Here is a 16,207-nt window from a genome sequence, read left to right as displayed (position 1 = left end):
CTTGGCTCCATTTTCATATCGTGCCCGGTCCAGGGAGCTGGTGCGCTCCCCCGCCGTCGTGCGGTTCGGGATCATGCCGTGCGGGATCACCGCGCTTGCTCGCCCGCTCGCCCCAGCCGAGCACCACCCGCGCAATGGCGGGAAGGACGAGCAGCGTCAGGATGGTGGCGGCGATTAGGCCGCCGATCACCGTCGTCGCCAAAGGCTTTTGCACCTCGGCGCCGGTGCCGTGCGCGAGTGCCATCGGCACGAAGCCGATCGCCGGCACGAACCCGGTCATGACAACCGCGCGCATCTTGTCCGCCATGCCGTTGCGGATCGCCTCGGCGATCGGCGCGCCGTTCTCGATACGCTCCCGGATCGCGGTCATCACGACCAGTCCGTTCAGCACGGCAACGCCGGCAAGGCAGATGAACCCGACCGCGGCCGACACCGAAAAGGCGATGCCGGTCAGCGCGAGCGTGAACACACCGCCCGCCAGCCCTAAGGGCACGGCCAAGAATACCGCCCCGGCGCGCGCGAACCCGCCCAACGCCATGTAAAGCAACCCGAAGATGGCAAGGAAGCACAAGGGCACCACGACCGCGAGCCTGCGGCTCGCATCCTGGAGGCTCTGGAACTGTCCGCCCCATTCAAGATAATAACCGGCAGGCAGCTTCACCCGCGCGATCTTGGCTTGTGCCTCTGTGACGAACGACCCGGCATCGCGACCTAAGAGGTTGACCTGGATGGCGAGGCGACGTTTGCCGTTCTCGCGCCTGATCTCATTCAGCCCCTCGGTGACGCGTATCTGCGCCACCTGGGCAAGCGGCACCTGCTGGCGCGCTTGGCCGGCTTCGCTGGGCAGCAACACCGGTAGCGCCTGAATTTCATCGAGGTTGATTCGTGTAGCCTCGGGCACCCGCACGGTGATGTCGAACCGCCGGTCGCCCTCGTAGAGCAACCCGGATTCGCGACCGCCCAACGCCGCGGAGACGGTATCGGCGACTTCCCTAACCGTCAGGCCGTAGCGCGCGATGGCGGCGCGATCGAGCTTGACGTCGAGCGTGGGCGCACCGCCAACCTGGTCGGCCTTGACGCTGCCCGCTCCGGGGATCGACTGTAGAATGCGGACCATCTCGCCAGCGGTCTGCGCCATCTTGTCGAGATCGTCGCCGTAGAGCTTGATCGCGACGTCTCCGCGCACGCCGGCGATCAGCTCGTTGAAGCGGAGCTGGATCGGCTGGCTCATCTCGTAGAGCTGACCGAGCTGACCCCGAGACGCTTTCTCAATCCGCTCGATCACGTCCGCTTTGGTATGGACGCCTGCCGGCCACTGATCCTGCGGCTTAAGAATTACATACCCGTCCGACATATTCTGCGGCATGGGGTCGGTCGCGACCTCGGCCGTGCCGGTTTTCGAGAACATCAATTCGACCTCGGGCAGCTTGGTGACGGCCGCTTCAACCTCGCGCTGCATCACCAACGACTGTTCCAGGCTGACGGATGGCACGCGTGTGGACGCGAGCGCGATGTTCTTCTCGTCGAGCTGGGGGATGAACTCGCTTCCCAGAAGCCCGAACGCGGGGATCGCCGCCAGAAAGAATGCCAGGCCGCCAAGGATGAACGGCCACGGGCGCGCAATTGCCTTGTCGAGGAGCGGTAGATAGCGTGCCTTGGTCTTGGCGATCAGCCACACTTCCTTCTCGGCGACGCGGCCCCGGATCAGCAGCGCGACCATCGCGGGCACGAAGGTCAGCGCGAGGATGAACGCGGCGACAAGCGCGAGCATGATCGTGATCGCCATCGGCGAGAAGGTCTTGCCCTCAACGCCGGTGAACATGAGCAGCGGCGCGAACGCGAGCAGGATGATTGCCTGCCCGAACACGGTGGGCTTAATCATCTCCTGGGAGGCCCGCATGGTCTCCTCAAGCCGCTCGCGAAGGGTGAGGAGCCGCCCCTCATGCTCCTGCCGGTGCGCGAGCCTCGCCAGGCAGTTTTCGATGATGATGACCGCGCCATCGACGATCAGGCCGAAGTCGAGCGCGCCCAGGCTCATCAGGTTTCCGGGGACGCGAAAGGCGTTCATCCCCATCGCCATCATCAGGAACGAGAACGGGATCACGAGCACCGCGATCAGCGCCGCGCGCCAATTGCCGAGCAACAGAAATAGCGCCGCGGCAACAAGGATCGCGCCCTCGGTCAGGTTACGTTCGACCGTCGCGACCGTGGCACTGACGAGCTTGGCGCGATCGAGCACGATCTCGACTTCGACGCCCGGCGGCAATGTTTTCCCGATCTGATCCAGCTTCGCGGCCACGTCCTGCGCGACGATCCGACTGTTTTGGCCGATCAACATCAAAACGGTGCCGATCACGGCTTCCTTGCCGTTCACGCTGCCCCCGCCGGTGCGAAGATCGCCCCCGCTCTCAACGTTGGCGATCTGTCCCACCGTGATCGGCACGCCGCCTCGGGTGGCAGCGACGGCGTTCTTGATCTCGTCCACCGAGCGCACCCGCGCGTCGAGGCGCACGAGATAGCCTTCACCGCCGCGATTATAGTAGTTAGCGCCTACCGCCAGATTGGCGTTCTCCAGAGCCTCACCAAGCTCGCTGTAGGAGATGCCGTAGGTGGAGAGCTTCACCGGATCGGGTTCGACCACGAACGTCTTGGCATATCCGCCGATCGAGTCGACGCCGGCCACGCCGGGAACAGAACGTAGCTGCGGCCGGACGATCCAGTCCTGCACGGTGCGCAGGTATCCGGCTTGTTCAACCTCGTTGGTCAGCCGCTCGCCTTCCGGCGTCAGATAGCTCCCGTCAGACTGCCAGCCGGGCTGGCCGTTCGCGCTCCTGGCTCCTTTTCCTCCCGGATTGGCGAAGCGGACCGTATACATCACGATTTCGCCGAGCCCGGTGGTCACGGGACCGATCTGCGGCTGGACACCATCGGGAAGCGTGTCGCGCGCCTGGGTCAGCCGCTCGCCTACCTGCTGCCGCGCGAAATAGAGGTCAGTGCCTTCGGAGAAGATCGCACTGACCTGGCTGAAACCGTTGCGCGAAATCGATCGGGTCGTCTCTAGGCCGGGGATGCCGGCAAGCGCGGTCTCGATCGGATAAGTGACGAGCTTTTCCATTTCGACCGGCGAAAGACGCCGATCGACCGTGTTGATCTGCACCTGGTTGTTGGTGATGTCGGGCACGGCGTCGATCGGCAGCTTGGTGAGCTGCCAAACACCGATGCCGGCGATCCCCAAAATTATGAACAGAACCGCCCAACGCGCGCGGACAGCCAGCGCAATGAGATTGACGATCATCTGTTATTCTTCCTCGCCCGCGCCCTTGCCGAGTTCGGCCTTGAGCAGGAATGCGTTCTTGGTGGCGATGGTCTGACCCGATGCGAGACCGGACACGATCTCGATGCGGCCGGCGCTGCGCTGCCCGGTGGTGACGGGGACGGCTTTGAACCCCTTGGGCGTGCGGACGAACACCACGTCGCGAGCATTGAGCGATTGCACCGCCTCCTCGGGCACCACGATCGCGGTCGATGCACCGCTGCGGCTCGGAAACAGCCGCACGCGCACGGCCAAGCCCGGCTGAAGCCGACCGCCGATCACGTCGAGCACCGCGGTCGCAGCGCGAGTTTCGCCGCTCAAGGTCGGCGTCACGGCGCGAACACGGGCGCTGGTCGTGGATCCGTCTGGCAGGTCGATGATCGCCCTGTCACCAGGCGCGAGCCGCTGCGCGTCCGCAGGTCCAACCGCCGCCTCGATCTGTATCTGACTGGAATCGGCGACGCGGAACAACTCGGTCTCCGGTTGCACGAACGCGCCCAGGCTGACATTTTCCGATGTCACGCGTCCCGCGATTGGAGAGGCGACGACGACGCCGCGCCCGTCGCTGGTGACATTGGCCGCTCCTGCCGCGACGCTCGCACGCCGCGCCTCGGCCGCCGCTGATGCGGCTTCCGCCTGCGCCGTTTCGAGGTCAACACGCGGCGAGACCTTTTGGCCGTAAAGATAGCGTTCGCGCGCAAGGTTGCGTTGGGCAAGAGTCGCTTTCGCCGCGGCCGCTGTCCGGTCGGCCGCGATCTGGGCGGCGTCGCGGCTTTCGACGATCGCCAGCGCCTCGCCGCGTCTGACAGGATCGCCCAATCGTTTGAATACCCGCGTCACCGCGCCCCCCGCGCGCGCCGTCACGATCGCCTCGCCCGTGGGCGACGGTGCGACCGTCGCCTGGGCCACGATCTCGGCCGCCAACCCGCCTGGATTGACGGTTTCGGTGGTGACGCCCGTTCTCTTCATCATCTCGGCGCTCATCGGGAGCGTATCGCTCGGCGCCGCCTCCGCTTCGGCCGCCTCGGACTTGCCACCCTCGGGCGCGGGCGCGGCCGGGGTGTCGGCCGTCCATCGTGCGACGGTGAACCCGCCCGCCGCCGCAACGAGCACCGCCGCTGCCACGCCGCCCAACAAACGCTTGTCAGATAAGATCATCGAATATCTCCGGGGATGGCGGGGCGCGCACTCGAGGGCGTCTGCTCGGCCGATAGGGTGGCTGGCGCGGTGAGCCGCGCCAGGCGGGCCTCCGCGTCGCGGTATGTGGCAAGGGCGTCGATCGCTGCGGCGCGCGTTTCGCGAAGCGTCCGCTCGGCCTCCAAAAGATCGAGTTGGCTGAACTTGCCCGCCGCGTAGCCGAGGCGTGCGATGCGGGCGGCCTCCGCGGCTGCGGTCAGCGCCGGTCCTCCCGCCGTGCGCGCGGTCGTCGCGGCATTGGCAAGCTCGGCCTGCGCGCTCGCGATCGACCGATCGGCCTCTAGCAACGCCACCCGGCGTAGCGCCTCCGCCTGGGTTGCCTGTGCCTGGGCCTGGGCAATGGCCGCGCGACCATTGTTGAACACCGGAAAGGGGACCGACACGCCGAATACCGCCGCCACATCGTTCGTTGCCTCAAGTCGGCGCGCGCTCGCGCTCACCGTCACGTCGGGGATGCGCTGCGCCCGCGCGAGCCGGACCTGGGCGCTCGCGGTGCGCGCGTCAGCATTGGCCGCTGCCAGCGCCAGCGTGCCCTCGGCCGAGATAAGCTGGGTGGGTCCGTAGCCGCCGATCCGCTCGAACCAAGCCGTATCCAGCGGCCCGGTCACGGGCTGGCCGATCAGCCTCGCCAGGTTCGCGCGCGCCACCTCGGCAGTGCGCGCGGCCCGTTCCACCGCGGTCTCCGCGTTGATGCGAAGCACCTCGGCGCGCTGTTGCTCGATCGGCGACGCCGCGCCTGCTGTCACACGCACCCGTGCCGCCCGCGCGCCCTCAGCCGCAAGGCCGGCTTGCTCGCGTGCGACAATCAACCGCCGCTCGGCCGCCGCAGCCTCGATGTAGCTCTGCGTGATTGAGAGTGTGAGGTCGGCGATCGCGATGGCCGCGCCGATCCGCGCCCGGTCGATCTGCGCGTCCGCGACCGCGACTCGCGCCGATCGCTTGCCGCCAAGCTCGATCGGAAGCGCCAAGCCCGCGGTAGTTTCCGCGCTGCGGAGTCCGCGATATTCGCCGCTGCCGGCGACGTTCGCGGTTTCGACGACGATCTCGGGGTTGGGGCGAAGCGCCGCCACGCGGCGACCAGCCGTCGCGGCCTGTACGCCTGCAGTTCCGGCCGCAATCGAAGGAGAAACGGCGCCGCCAAGCGCCAGAGCGCGCTCAAGGGTGAAGGGAGGCTCCGAAGGCACGGCCGATGACGGTGCGGACGTCTGCGCCAGTGATCCCGACACGGGGAATGCGAGGAGCAGAACTGCGACTAGGCTCTTCCTCTTCCAGCTTTTCTGTCGAACTTGGTGCTTGCTCATCCGATTTCCCGCGATTCATGTCGCAGGTTGCGCTCATGCAACCTACAGTCTCTAGAGGAGCAAGCCCTAATTTCGCTGCTGTGCTTTCCCATCTCGAAACTGGGGCGAAGGGCGACGACGACCCGGCGTGCGGTCACGGCCTGCACGCCGGCATTGCTGACCACCAGCGGATGGAATGCAGGGCCGCCCGGTGCGAGCGCGCGTTCAAGGATGAAGGGCGGATCGGTAGCGGCCTGGGATGGCCGCGCGGCCGTTTGCGCCTGCGCTATCGAAGCGCCTGACGCGATGGCCATAAGGGCCGCGATGACACGGGACATGAATGATCGTCTCCTGACAAACCTGGAAGCCCGTGCGCGCGCACAGGTGCTAGGGGTTCGTCAGGCTTGTGGAGGCCGTAAAGCCGGGTCGCTCGTCGCGGGCGTGATCGACCCTTGATCCCACGACAGCGGGCACACGCGCATTGCGCTCGCCGAGAACACGGGGGCGGGCGTCACCGGCACGCCGATGTGGTCGCCATGGCAAGTCACATGATGGTGCGGATAACCCTTGTCAGAATCGGCTGGCACCGGCAAAGGCGTCGCCGCGCTCCAGGAAGCCGGCCTTATTAACATCGCGCCGCTCACGGACGTGCCACGGCTGTCGGTTCTAGGCGTGTTCCCCACCTGGCAATCGGTGCTGGCGCAACTTCTGATGGCGGTTGTCATCGCGGTCGGATTAGCTTGGAACGGGCGCAACCGATCTCGCTCGGGTTCTGGCTCAGCGACAGCTCACTAGGCGAACCATGTGACGATCCAAACTCACACATTGTTGTTCGGAGAACTAAGAATGTCGAAGTTCAAGCTCATCGGCGCGGCTGTCGCGCTCACCATTTCGTCCGCCGCTTTCGCCGCCATCGCGGCCGATTGCTGCCCGGATATGGTGTGCTGCAAAGACAGCGCGGACCCTTGCGGTGATAGTGGCGAGGCCAAGGGTGGCGACCACGCCGCGCCCGCCTCAGCCGAACAGCATCGCTAGTTCATAGGGCGGGGGCGGGCAACCGCCCCTACTTTTCGCCAAGCTCTGCGCTTTTGCCTCCGCGCGTCTCGCCGTCCCGCCATGCTGCTGTGAAGATTGAAGCGCTATCCCACGAACAACGATGCTGCTAACAAGACAAACGTGCGACGCCTGCTGAACATCCTTGCTTGCCTCACGCTCGTCGCTTCCTTGGGAACGACGGCGACCGCGCACGCGCTGGAGCGTCCGGATGTCAGCGTCGCGGGTTATACGTCGGCGGGCGAGCAAATAGTCCAAGGCCACGCGCCCGGCGATTCTGACGAAGTGCCGGCGGATGGCGACAAGGCTTTTCCGCACCATCATGGCGGCTGCCACGGCGATCATGTCGCAGCGCCGGTCAAGGTCGTCTCCGATACGGCCGTGCGCGATCACCGCACGATCCCAGTGCCGCTGGTCGAGACGGTGCGTCCGCGCTCGACGGCCGATCCTGCGCTGAGGCCGCCGCAAGCCTGACGATCCGCTGACCCTGCCGGCCTGTGCCGTGCGGGGCGGACCCGGTTCGTCAGGAGACATCATCAATGCATCGTATCATCGCGGCCGTGCTGGCTGCGGCGTCGCTCGCCGATACAGCGGGCGCGCAGACGGCACCGCCGCCGGGCTTCCCGGCAGCGACCGCTTCACCTCAGGCGATGGGCGCATTTTCGCTCGAAAGCGCACTCGCAGCCGGCGGTGTGCCGTCTGCCACCGCCAGTTCTGCCGCGTCTTCAAGTTCGGGGGCCAGCTCGACGTCGGCGTTGCCGTCGGTCGCGGCGGCGAGCGCCAGCGTCGATGCCGCCACGGCCGCCCGGCGCGTCGCCGGCTTGCGTCCCAATCCCGAAGTGCAGGCCCAGGTCGAAAACATCGCCGGGACGGGCGCCTATAAGGGGCTGCGCAGCTCCGAAACGACGGTCGGCGTCGCCCTGCCTCTCGAACTTGGCGGCAAACGTCCGGCGCGCGTAGCCCTGGCGACCGCACGCCTAACGCGGGCGCAGGTTCAGACCGAAATCGCGCGCGCCGACCTGCGGCTGCGGATCACCCAGCTCTATATCGAAGCAGCGGCAGCCGAGCGGCGCGCCGAAGTGCTGGGTGAGCAGGCGAGCATCGCCAACAATGCGTTTCGCATCGCCAGCGACCGCGTCCAGGTTGGCGACGTTGGGCCGATCGAGCAGCAACGCGCCGATGTGCTGCGGATCAACGCACAAGTCGCTGCCGACAGCGCGGCGCGGCAGGCACACGCCAACGCCTTCCTCCCAACGTACCTGGCGCGACACAATGAGCGGTTTGCCCGCCCTCCCCGGGTCGCCCTCGATGCGCATCGCCCCCTCACCCCGCGCGACGACGTCGATGCCGAAATGGTCTGGCGCGAGGAGCGGACAGTCACCAAATCGCTCTCGATCCATTTCAACAAGGCGATCTTCATCCTCGACCCGACGCCCGCGGCCCGGTCGCTTGCCAGCAAGCGCGTCCAGATCTGCGAATATCCCGATGGTCGTATCGAGGTGCGGCACAACCACCGCGCCCTCCCCTACACCGTCTTCGACAAGATGCGGCAGGTGAATCAGGCCGAGATCGTCGACAGCAAGCGCCTGGGGGCGGCGCTGGCCATGGCGCAAGCCATGCAGGAGGTGCGGCCGCACCACCGGAAGCGGAACAACAATGAGCCGGCGCGCAGCTCCGGATCCTTCACGATCTTCGCACCTTCCCCGCAACCGGATACCGCGAAGGTGGACAGGCGCCGGTTATGCACCCCGAAGCTGAAGCGCGGGCCGCGGCTGTCGAACGATGAACTGATCGCGCGGGGTCTGGGCGAGTACGTCAGATAGGCGTTTCAGCTTTCCCGTTTTCCCATGTCGGTCGGGCAGTTTCGGGAAAAAGCAATCGGGAACAGATTTTGGGAAAACAGACCGCTGAGGCGCGCTCCACCGCTCGCTCAGCTCGTCCGTTCTCGCCCGACGTTCCCAATCGGGAAGGCGTCGCAGCGGAAATCACTAATTCGGCATAACGACTGGTGTTTGGCGATCAGAACGTGCCACTGGTCGCGGGGCACAGGGGGGCTACAGATGCGCGCACTTATAATGGGATTGGTCTGCCTTTCGCTGGGAAGTGCAGCTATCGCGCGAGACCCGGCATTTGATCCGCGTGCCTGGAAGTCCAAGGTGGCCGGGGAGAAGACGCAGGTTTCGGTGCTGGGTTCGGTTCACCTCAAGAATCTGGGTGCGTTCAAGCCTGATGACCTGCTCCCCGGAAATCATGCCATTTGTAGGTTAGCTCGTCAGATGGAGACGAGCGATGCGGCGAGGCCGTTCTACCCTGCCAAGGCTATTGGCTATGGCAGTCACCACCGCGGTTACGAATCATGCCGTATGAAGAGCTTTGCCAAGGCCTTCATCCAATCCTCGCTCATAGGCTGATCTGACTCAGGAGCACGCAGCATGTTCTCCGCCCGACCGATCAGACATTGCAACAAAGCATGACGGAACGTCGCAAGATCGAGATTCGCTAGCGCGATCGCGGCTCCCGGATGTGCTAGCAAGGCATCAATTGCGCGTAGACCGACAGCATAGGTAGAGGTCCAGGCATCATGCCGCGCGTCCGGTAGTTCCGCCAGCACCGCTGCGATCGCCTGACGCTCCGCGCTGATCAAGAAGGCCAGGATACGCCTCCCGACGCTGCAGAATGCATCGCGAAAGTCTTCCGCATCCACGTCCTCATGAAGTCCGCTTTCTTCCAGTTCCAGCTTGCGCCGCAGGAGGCGCATCAAGAGATCACTGCGGCCTTGAAAGCGAGTGTAGATCGTCTTCTTGCTGACAGCAGCCGCACGTGCGATCCGTTCGACCGAGAGTTCGCGGGCACCCTTTGCGAGCAGCAAGTCCCAAGTGGCGGCCAGGATCCGGTCTTCCAGACTGGCCGCCTCTTCGGCACTCGGCCGGCCTATCCGACCGCGTTGGCTTTTCGGCATTCTCTTTTCACCGACCATCGCGGCTCTTCCTTACATCGCTCCGAGCTTTGATCGGTCCCGGTCAGCGTCGGCGACGACCGCTCGAGCCGTTCCGACGATGCCCAGAGGCTGAGCATGATCGGCCGTGGCGCAGCTTGCTCGCGGGCTGCGCCGCACCATCCGACCCAAGCTGCTCGCCAGGGTTAACCGCCCCTCATAGGCCCGGCGTGTTACAGGCAGAACGGCTGCGCAAGGTCCGGAGTGATGCGGACGAGTTGACCCGAGCTCGCGTCGAGACAGCATAACGTCGAGTGCACCTCGGCGACCGTCTCGCCGTCCCTGCCGATATGCGTCGAGAACCATGCTCGCGACGCTGTGTGTTTGGTAATCTGAACCGTCGCGATGAGACTATCGCGGTGATAGGCCGGTTTTCGATAGAAGATCTCGTGACTAGCAACAATCCAGCGAAGCCGGTCGACATCTTCCTTCCTCGCCACCGTCCGCCAGTACGCGGTTATCGCCTGCTGCACCCACTGCAGGTACACAGCATTGTTGACGTGGCCCAGTTCGTCGATCGCGTCCGCCGAAACGGTGATGGCATGCCGATGCGAACGGTATTGCGAGCGCCCCTCAGGCCCGCTGGACGGATCAGTGCCAGCCTGCTTCACCGATCCACCGGAGCGCCGTCAGCGACGGCATGAAGAGATATTCGCCGCCCATCAGACGGTTGAAGGTGGTCACGCCGTTGACGCGCTTTCGCGCCGGCTCCTGCGGAATGGTGAAGGTCCCGGGCTCCTCGTGCAGCGCGACGATCGGGTCCTTTTCGGTGCCAAGATCGATGAAGTTGCCCCGGTTGATCCATTCCTGCTGGAGGAACTCGATCGTATCGTACGCCCGCGCGCTGATGAAGATGAAGAAGATGCCGCGATCGTCTTTCGCATCGTCGGCCGCCGTCACGTCCGGAGTCCACTTGGGGCCGAAGGTGGAAGAGCGCCGGATGATGCGGTGAATGTTGACGTCGGTCAGGATCGTCAACTGGCTGTCGCGCGGGTTCAGACGGCGCATGTGCGCTGAATGCGGACAGACCAGTCCCTTGGGATCTTCCGCGAAATTGAAGTCGTTGTTGCGTGATCGATCCGCCCCCAGCGCCTCGTCGTCATGATCCGGTGCCAGGATCAGCGGCGCGCCGCTGCGCCAGCGGCCGAACATCTTGGCCGCCAGCTTCTCCTGGTCGGCTTCGCTGTCGGCGTTTGCGCGGATGAAATCGTTGAAGGCGCCAACCGCGCTCTGATATTTGCGCAGGACCACGAACGATCCGTTGCGGCCGAGCGGGGCCGGTTCGGGCATTGCGACTGGCGCGCCGGTCTCGCTGTCTTCGCCCAGGATGAACTCGCCCGCCGCGATCGCGCGCTCGTCGCCCCGCGGGTCCACCCCGCCGCCCGCCACTGTCGGCTGCGAGATGGAGTCGCGAAATCCGAAAGGGTTCTTGGCATCGGCATCCGCCCCGAAGCTGTGCGTGCCGACGAGCGTGACACCATGCGAGGCTTCCAACCCGGTCATGGCGACTTCGATCGCCTTTTCCAGCGCGGCTTCGTCGCGGGCATAGATCGTCAGCGCGATATGGCAGGTGCCGGGCCGAAAGGCATCTTCCCACCGGTCGGGTGCATTCTCGCCGAAGTCGCGCAGTTGCTCGGCTCGGGCCGCCATGCCCTGTTGAAATGGCAGGGGAAAGCTCTTCAGCGATGCCTCTGGCACGCCCAGCGCCTTCAGGCCGGCATGGCTGATCGCGACGCCGGTCCAGGAGTCCATGTCGTCCGTCCAATCGTCGGCCGAGGGGATGTGCGGCGCGAGCCGGCGGACCAGATCGCGACCGCCTTCCGCCTCATCGACGTGCAGCATCGCGTGCAGGCCGACATAGGGCTCGGGCCGCGATCGCAGGATCAGGGCCTGGATGTCGTCGAGCTGCAGCTTGACCCGCTCCCGGCTGAAGCGCGCCCTCAGGTCCGCCAGAACGCTCATGTCAGTAATCCACCCCTTCCGGCTTGGAGATGGCGTCGGTAAGTTGGCCGAGCGCCGCCTTGGTCGTCGGATCGATCGCCGTGTTGGCGGCCTCTGCATCGAGGAACGCGTTGAGCGCCTTCTCCATTCGTTGGAAGCGGCGTACGTCGACCACCGTCACCTGCGGATTGGCGACGAACCAACCGGCAGCGTCGATCTGGTGGTCGGCGATGAAATCCTTCACCTTGGGGCTGTCGATCCCCGGCCAGCCTTCGACGTTGGCGAACAGAAGGTCCATGAGCTCGGGAATTTTGGTCGCAAAGTCATTGATGTAGGCATCCCAGTCGCCGTCGTAGGCGGTCGCGAACAGGATGCGCGTATCATTGTCGAAAAACACGAAGCGCATGTCGTGCAGGGTGGAGACGCGCTGGGCACCGTCCATGTTGCCGTCGGTGAGATCGAAGATCCGCCGCAGGCGCTCTGCGCCGCCCGGCTTGAGCGTAGCGATGGCGGTGAGTTCGGACACGTTGCCGGATTGCTTGCCGGCGCGGCCGGCCGACCGTGCGCTGCCCTTCAGGTCCGGATTATGTTTGCGGATCATCGCCTCGAGCGCGATCTTGGCGAGGTGGGGTGCATCGGCGGCGACTTCCTCCACCCGGCGACGGATTTCCTGAAGCGTGCTCTCATCCGCGAGGCGCGGATCCTTGTTGTCTGTGGTCATCACGACCTCCTGCTTGTTCAGTCGGGAATGTCATCAAGCTGGTCAGGCTCGATCCGGGCGCGCGCGTTCATCCGATGGCGGTAGCTGGTCGAGCGTTCGTAAGCCGCCCGGCGGATGCGCATGATCTGGCCAAGCGGGCGATGCGCCTCTACGCCGTTCCATGGATTGAAGGACAGGATGTCGTCGCCATACACTTGGCGTGCCGGCGCGTAGGCGTCCTGCGGTGCGAACCGCAGCGTTGCGATCGGGCGATGCGGCGACACCTTCTCGTCCCAGCGTACCGCCGCATCCTCGACCGGCATCTCCACCAGATCGGTGCAGAGTTGCGCCGACAGGGCATATTCCGCGCCCTGGCCGGCGAAATGCTCCACCAGAACATCCCGCATCGTGGAGAATTCCGCCTTGCCCACCGGCTGTCCCGTCAAGGCCCGGACGTTATCGGAAGCTGGGGACAGCGCCAGCTTGGCGACATGGTCACCGAAGCGGATAGCACCTTGCGTGTGGTAGCTCTCGCCGAGCGGATGATGGTTGTCGCGCGCCAAACCCTCGAGCGTCGCCCCGGGCGTCATCCCCAACGCCTCCACTGTCTTCTTGGCACCCCGCGCAGTGCCCGCGATCAGCCGCTGGAAGGTGTCGGGCGCATGCGCATTCGCCTCGAGAAGGCTCAGCATCAGCTTGTATTTGGCGATGGTGCCAAAGGCGAGGACGGGAAAGTTCACCATCAGGAAATCCTGGTTGGCGCCCCCGATATCGGGCGACAACCGCTCTCCTTCGACGCCGATCACCTTGATCGCGAAGCCTCGCGGCGCAGGGATCGCGTCCGAATGAATGTCGCTGGGTGCCGAGGACAGCCGTGCGACCACACCATACGTGGCTGGGCGCACGAAGATACCCTGCCGCAGTTCCGGCGCCAGATCGTCGTGAACCGTCAATGTGCCCTTCAGGACGGCATGTGACTTGGCATGCGCGTCGCGGATCGCGTGACGGTGATGCTCGAAAGCGCAGCGGTTGCCGGCCGCCATCTGCTCGACGATCTCGGCCGTCAGGCGCTCTTCATCCTCGGCGATCGTCTCGATGTCGGACGAATAGAGAAGCGGTGCTTTCAAAGCCTGACCTCGTCTGTTGCCCATGTCCCGACGCCGGTCGCGGCGCCGCTTGGCCCAGCCATTTCCCGGCAATTACCCACCAACAACACCTAGGGAAACCGAATGGTTCCCTTTCTTGCTGACTCGACCAGGTCTCTACGTGAGGCAACTATCGATGCAGGTGGCAGCGATCAGCGACACGAAGTCTCGTGGCCATGCGAAGCGAGGTCGCAGCCACTACGAGCGGCTAGAAGGAGTGCGCGATACACTACAGCCGCGGAAACGGTGGAGCTTGCGCTCCTTGGCGAGGATTGCCCTCCATTCAGGCCTCGGTGGCGGACGTCCCGACCATCGCGCCGAAGCCGACGAGGCGCGAATACGCCAGCATGGCATAGCCGAGGGCGAGGCTTGCAAGGGTCAAGGCGGGGATCGTGACCTCGCTCAGGCGCGCATGCATCTGGTTCAACGGGACGAACGTGTGGACGCCGGCGGTGGCCGGGATCAAGTGAGAGAGGGCGGCGACCAAGCCCGGCATTTGATCGAGCGGATATGCGGTCCCGGTGAGGAAGAAGAACGGCACCGAGGTCGGCGCCAGGATGTAGGTTGCCCGTTCGGCACGATCGAACACGCTGCCGACGAGCAGCCCCAGGGCAGCAACCGCCGTGGCAAAGACAGGGACCATCACCATCATGCCGGCGATGTTGCCATCAACGGGCACGGCCTGGAGCCAGAAGATGAACCCGAACAGGAAATAACAGCCTAGAATGCCCACCGACGCGAACGCCGCCAGCGTTCCCCAGAACTCCGCGACACCCATCCGCCATGCGCCGGAGCGGCGTCGTCCGCCCATGAAGGTAGCGGCGCCGAAGAGCAGCGTCTGTTGAACGATGATCACCGCTACCGCCGGGAAGACATAGCCCTTGTAACCACTTGTCCGGTTGAACAGCGGTTCGGTCGTGACCGCGACGGGCAGCCCGCCGCGACTGAGTTGGGTTCAGCGGCAGCACGTTGCTCCAGATGTGGGCAAAGGCGTTGGCGCCGTTCAGCGGTAACGTCGCGCCCGAATAGGCAAGCGCCGAACCGGCATAGACGGCGCTCGCCGACAGAGCGGTCGCGGTTTCGCGTGTCCGTGGGCAGCGCATTGTCGCGATTGGCGTTGTAGCTGCCGAACGCGAAGGCTTGCGGGCGGTAGCGCGATTTCGCCAGGCCGACCCCCGCGCTGGCGATGTCACGCGCTGCGTCGGCGCCGCGGGCCCGGGGCGTCGCGTCTATGCCCTCCAGGAATGTGCCGACGGGAGGCAGCGGCTGCGAATTGACGAACAGCGGCGTCGATGCGCCGACGCCGGCGGGTCGGTCCAGCAACCGCGACAGTGCGTCGGCAGCAGTCGCTTCCTCGAGTTGCGCGCGAATGAAGGCGCGTTCGGCGGCGTCGCGGGCGACCTGAACCTGGAGGACGCGCGCATGGGGAATGACCCCGTTCTGCTCGAGCTTCACGGCATCCGACAGATGCCGATCGAACCCTGCGAGCGTCTCGCGCGTCGACCGGGTCAGCTGGGCGGCAACCTGCTGACCGAAATAGGTGCGGACCAACCTGACGCGAGACAGGTCGCGACCACCCGCCTGCCTGGCGCGGGCCACCTCGACCGCGCCGTCCGCACCCGCCTGGATCGCCGGGATCGCACCGCCCGTGTAGAGCGGCACGCGGTACGCTCGCTGTACAGCGGCTCGTTTCTTCCGGGCCGGCGCAACGTCGTGCTGGTCGGTGGGACGGGCACCGGCAAGACGCACCTCGCCACCACCATCACCGCCAATGTGGTACGGGCCGGCGCCCGCGGGCGCTATTTCCACACGGTTGATCTGGTGAACCGGCTCGAGGAGGAAACCCGCCTTGGGAAGGCCGGCACGCTGGCGGCCCAGCTCTCGCGCCTCGACCTCGTGGTGCTCGACGAGCTTGGCTACCTGCCGTTTGCCCGCTCGGGCGGTCAGCTGCTCTTCCACCTCGTCAGCAAGCTCTACGAACAGACTTCAGTCATCGTCACGACGAACCTGGCCTTTGGTGAGTGGCCCACCGTCTTCGGCGACCCCAAGATGACCACCGCGCTGCTCGACCGAATTACCCACCATTGCGACATCGTCGAAACCGGCAACGACAGCTGGCGCTTCAAACATCGAAGCTGACGCCTGGGACACCGGCAGAGAACGCTTCGCGCTGGTTGCGCCTCCCGTCGGGCTACGCCCGCCCTACGCCGCAACCAGCGCGAACAGTGCGCCCGTCATCCCCGGTACGCTGCTCGACGAAGGGGGTCCCTTTTGGACGCCGGTAGGGGGTCCCTTTTGGACGCCGATTGACAGTCAACGCGCTGATCTAGGAAGGCGGGGCAGCGATAGGTGATCTCATGCTTTATCGCGACCCGGGCAACCGACTCCAGCGCATCGCCGGGCGCGATCCGGTGCCAAAAGGAGACCACCGCCTCCTGAATCCAGCGTAAATAGACCGTATTGTTGACGTGGCCCATGTGATCGATGTCGGAGGCGATCACATCGAAGGCGCAGGTATGGCCGGCGCTATCGTTAGGCATCCGCGTCGTCTCCGCTGATCGTCATTGACACCGACACGGCATT

At 65.3% G+C, this 16,207-nt stretch carries 15 protein-coding genes and 2 pseudogenes; 5 read left to right on the top strand and 12 right to left on the bottom strand.

All coding sequences use genetic code 11. The features are described 5' to 3' along the window. Positions 1-13 precede the first annotated feature (13 nt). Genes DM480_RS16470 through DM480_RS17995 form a run of 4 tightly spaced genes read right to left on the bottom strand, consistent with a single transcriptional unit; the run spans position 14 to position 6,128 of the window. Complete coding sequence (locus DM480_RS16470) at positions 14-3,295, bottom strand: efflux RND transporter permease subunit (protein WP_084445250.1); 3,282 nt, start codon at positions 3,293-3,295, stop codon at positions 14-16. Between the two features lie 3 nt (positions 3,296-3,298). Then, positions 3,299-4,471 carry an efflux RND transporter periplasmic adaptor subunit gene (locus DM480_RS16465; protein ID WP_064311257.1) on the bottom strand — a complete coding sequence of 391 codons (1,173 nt, stop codon included), beginning with the start codon at positions 4,469-4,471 and terminating at the stop codon, positions 3,299-3,301. Continuing rightward, positions 4,468-5,811: a TolC family protein gene (locus DM480_RS16460; protein ID WP_115381666.1), complete on the bottom strand. Its 1,344-nt coding sequence runs from the start codon at positions 5,809-5,811 to the stop codon at positions 4,468-4,470. The genes DM480_RS16465 and DM480_RS16460 overlap by 4 nt, the downstream gene beginning before the upstream one ends. Next, on the bottom strand, positions 5,808-6,128 hold the full coding sequence (locus DM480_RS17995) for a hypothetical protein (protein ID WP_125471585.1): 321 nt from the start codon (positions 6,126-6,128) through the stop codon (positions 5,808-5,810). Before DM480_RS17995 ends, DM480_RS16460 begins: the two co-directional genes overlap by 4 nt. Before the next feature lie 250 nt (positions 6,129-6,378). On the opposite strand from DM480_RS17995, the pseudogene DM480_RS18815 reads away from it, so the two are divergent. From DM480_RS18815 to DM480_RS18605, 4 genes and pseudogenes are all read left to right on the top strand, one after another. Next, positions 6,379-6,585, top strand: a pseudogene (locus tag DM480_RS18815) (iron permease); the annotation flags it as partial. A 51-nt stretch (positions 6,586-6,636) separates the two neighbouring features. Continuing rightward, positions 6,637-6,825, top strand: a complete 189-nt coding sequence (locus tag DM480_RS16450; protein WP_115381664.1) for a hypothetical protein — start codon at positions 6,637-6,639, stop codon at positions 6,823-6,825. Between the two features lie 96 nt (positions 6,826-6,921). After that, a complete protein-coding gene (locus DM480_RS16445) occupies positions 6,922-7,317 on the top strand; it encodes a hypothetical protein (RefSeq protein WP_115381662.1) in 396 nt (131 codons plus the stop codon). Between the two features lie 65 nt (positions 7,318-7,382). After that, a complete protein-coding gene (locus tag DM480_RS18605) occupies positions 7,383-8,666 on the top strand; it encodes a TolC family protein (RefSeq protein WP_232834235.1) in 1,284 nt (427 codons plus the stop codon). Between the two features lie 524 nt (positions 8,667-9,190). Here the strand turns inward: DM480_RS18605 and DM480_RS16435 are convergent. The 7 genes from DM480_RS16435 to DM480_RS16400 form a co-directional block, all read right to left on the bottom strand. Further along, a complete protein-coding gene (locus DM480_RS16435; protein WP_115381660.1) occupies positions 9,191-9,820 on the bottom strand; it encodes a TetR/AcrR family transcriptional regulator in 630 nt (209 codons plus the stop codon). A 191-nt stretch (positions 9,821-10,011) separates the two neighbouring features. Next, on the bottom strand, positions 10,012-10,449 hold the full coding sequence (locus tag DM480_RS16430; protein ID WP_115381658.1) for an acyl-CoA thioesterase: 438 nt from the start codon (positions 10,447-10,449) through the stop codon (positions 10,012-10,014). Beyond that, a complete protein-coding gene (locus DM480_RS16425; RefSeq protein ID WP_115381656.1) occupies positions 10,430-11,800 on the bottom strand; it encodes a Dyp-type peroxidase in 1,371 nt (456 codons plus the stop codon). Before DM480_RS16425 ends, DM480_RS16430 begins: the two co-directional genes overlap by 20 nt. Before the next feature lies 1 nt (position 11,801). Continuing rightward, positions 11,802-12,500, bottom strand: coding sequence for a hypothetical protein (locus DM480_RS16420; RefSeq protein ID WP_115381654.1), 699 nt, complete (start codon positions 12,498-12,500; stop codon positions 11,802-11,804). A 17-nt stretch (positions 12,501-12,517) separates the two neighbouring features. Further along, positions 12,518-13,630, bottom strand: a complete 1,113-nt coding sequence (locus tag DM480_RS16415) for a catalase family protein (RefSeq protein WP_198665980.1) — start codon at positions 13,628-13,630, stop codon at positions 12,518-12,520. A gap of 277 nt (positions 13,631-13,907) precedes the next feature. Next, positions 13,908-14,531, bottom strand: coding sequence for an ABC transporter permease (locus DM480_RS16410; RefSeq protein ID WP_232834243.1), 624 nt, complete (start codon positions 14,529-14,531; stop codon positions 13,908-13,910). Beyond that, on the bottom strand, positions 14,483-15,286 hold the full coding sequence (locus tag DM480_RS16400; protein WP_232834234.1) for a TolC family protein: 804 nt from the start codon (positions 15,284-15,286) through the stop codon (positions 14,483-14,485). Before DM480_RS16400 ends, DM480_RS16410 begins: the two co-directional genes overlap by 49 nt. 3 nt (positions 15,287-15,289) lie before the next feature. On the opposite strand from DM480_RS16400, the pseudogene istB reads away from it, so the two are divergent. Further along, a pseudogene (gene istB / locus DM480_RS16395) lies at positions 15,290-15,763 on the top strand (IS21-like element helper ATPase IstB); the annotation flags it as partial. A gap of 95 nt (positions 15,764-15,858) precedes the next feature. Here istB and DM480_RS16390 read toward each other — a convergent pair. Next, positions 15,859-16,164 (bottom strand): acyl-CoA thioesterase, encoded by a 306-nt coding sequence (locus tag DM480_RS16390; RefSeq protein WP_115381650.1) that lies wholly within the window; start codon positions 16,162-16,164, stop codon positions 15,859-15,861. Positions 16,165-16,207: the final 43 nt, after the last annotated feature.

Origin of the sequence: Sphingomonas sp. FARSPH, assembly GCF_003355005.1 — a bacterium.
Lineage (GTDB): Bacteria > Pseudomonadota > Alphaproteobacteria > Sphingomonadales > Sphingomonadaceae > Sphingomonas.
This window is presented reverse-complemented; position numbering and strand designations above follow the sequence as displayed.

What these genes read in the sequence shown, in the direction of transcription:
- DM480_RS16470 (WP_084445250.1), bottom strand. Translation starts at nt 3,295, where the DNA reads ATGATCGTCAATCTCATTGCGCTGGCTGTCCGCGCGCGTTGGGCGGTT.
- DM480_RS16420 (WP_115381654.1), bottom strand. Translation starts at nt 12,500, where the DNA reads ATGACCACAGACAACAAGGATCCGCGCCTCGCGGATGAGAGCACGCTT.
- DM480_RS16415 (WP_198665980.1), bottom strand. Translation starts at nt 13,630, where the DNA reads ATGGGCAACAGACGAGGTCAGGCTTTGAAAGCACCGCTTCTCTATTCG.
- DM480_RS18605 (WP_232834235.1), top strand. Translation starts at nt 7,383, where the DNA reads ATGCATCGTATCATCGCGGCCGTGCTGGCTGCGGCGTCGCTCGCCGAT.
- DM480_RS16465 (WP_064311257.1), bottom strand. Translation starts at nt 4,471, where the DNA reads ATGATCTTATCTGACAAGCGTTTGTTGGGCGGCGTGGCAGCGGCGGTG.
- DM480_RS16435 (WP_115381660.1), bottom strand. Translation starts at nt 9,820, where the DNA reads ATGGTCGGTGAAAAGAGAATGCCGAAAAGCCAACGCGGTCGGATAGGC.
- DM480_RS16390 (WP_115381650.1), bottom strand. Translation starts at nt 16,164, where the DNA reads ATGCCTAACGATAGCGCCGGCCATACCTGCGCCTTCGATGTGATCGCC.
- DM480_RS16450 (WP_115381664.1), top strand. Translation starts at nt 6,637, where the DNA reads ATGTCGAAGTTCAAGCTCATCGGCGCGGCTGTCGCGCTCACCATTTCG.
- DM480_RS16460 (WP_115381666.1), bottom strand. Translation starts at nt 5,811, where the DNA reads ATGAGCAAGCACCAAGTTCGACAGAAAAGCTGGAAGAGGAAGAGCCTA.
- DM480_RS16425 (WP_115381656.1), bottom strand. Translation starts at nt 11,800, where the DNA reads ATGAGCGTTCTGGCGGACCTGAGGGCGCGCTTCAGCCGGGAGCGGGTC.
- DM480_RS17995 (WP_125471585.1), bottom strand. Translation starts at nt 6,128, where the DNA reads ATGTCCCGTGTCATCGCGGCCCTTATGGCCATCGCGTCAGGCGCTTCG.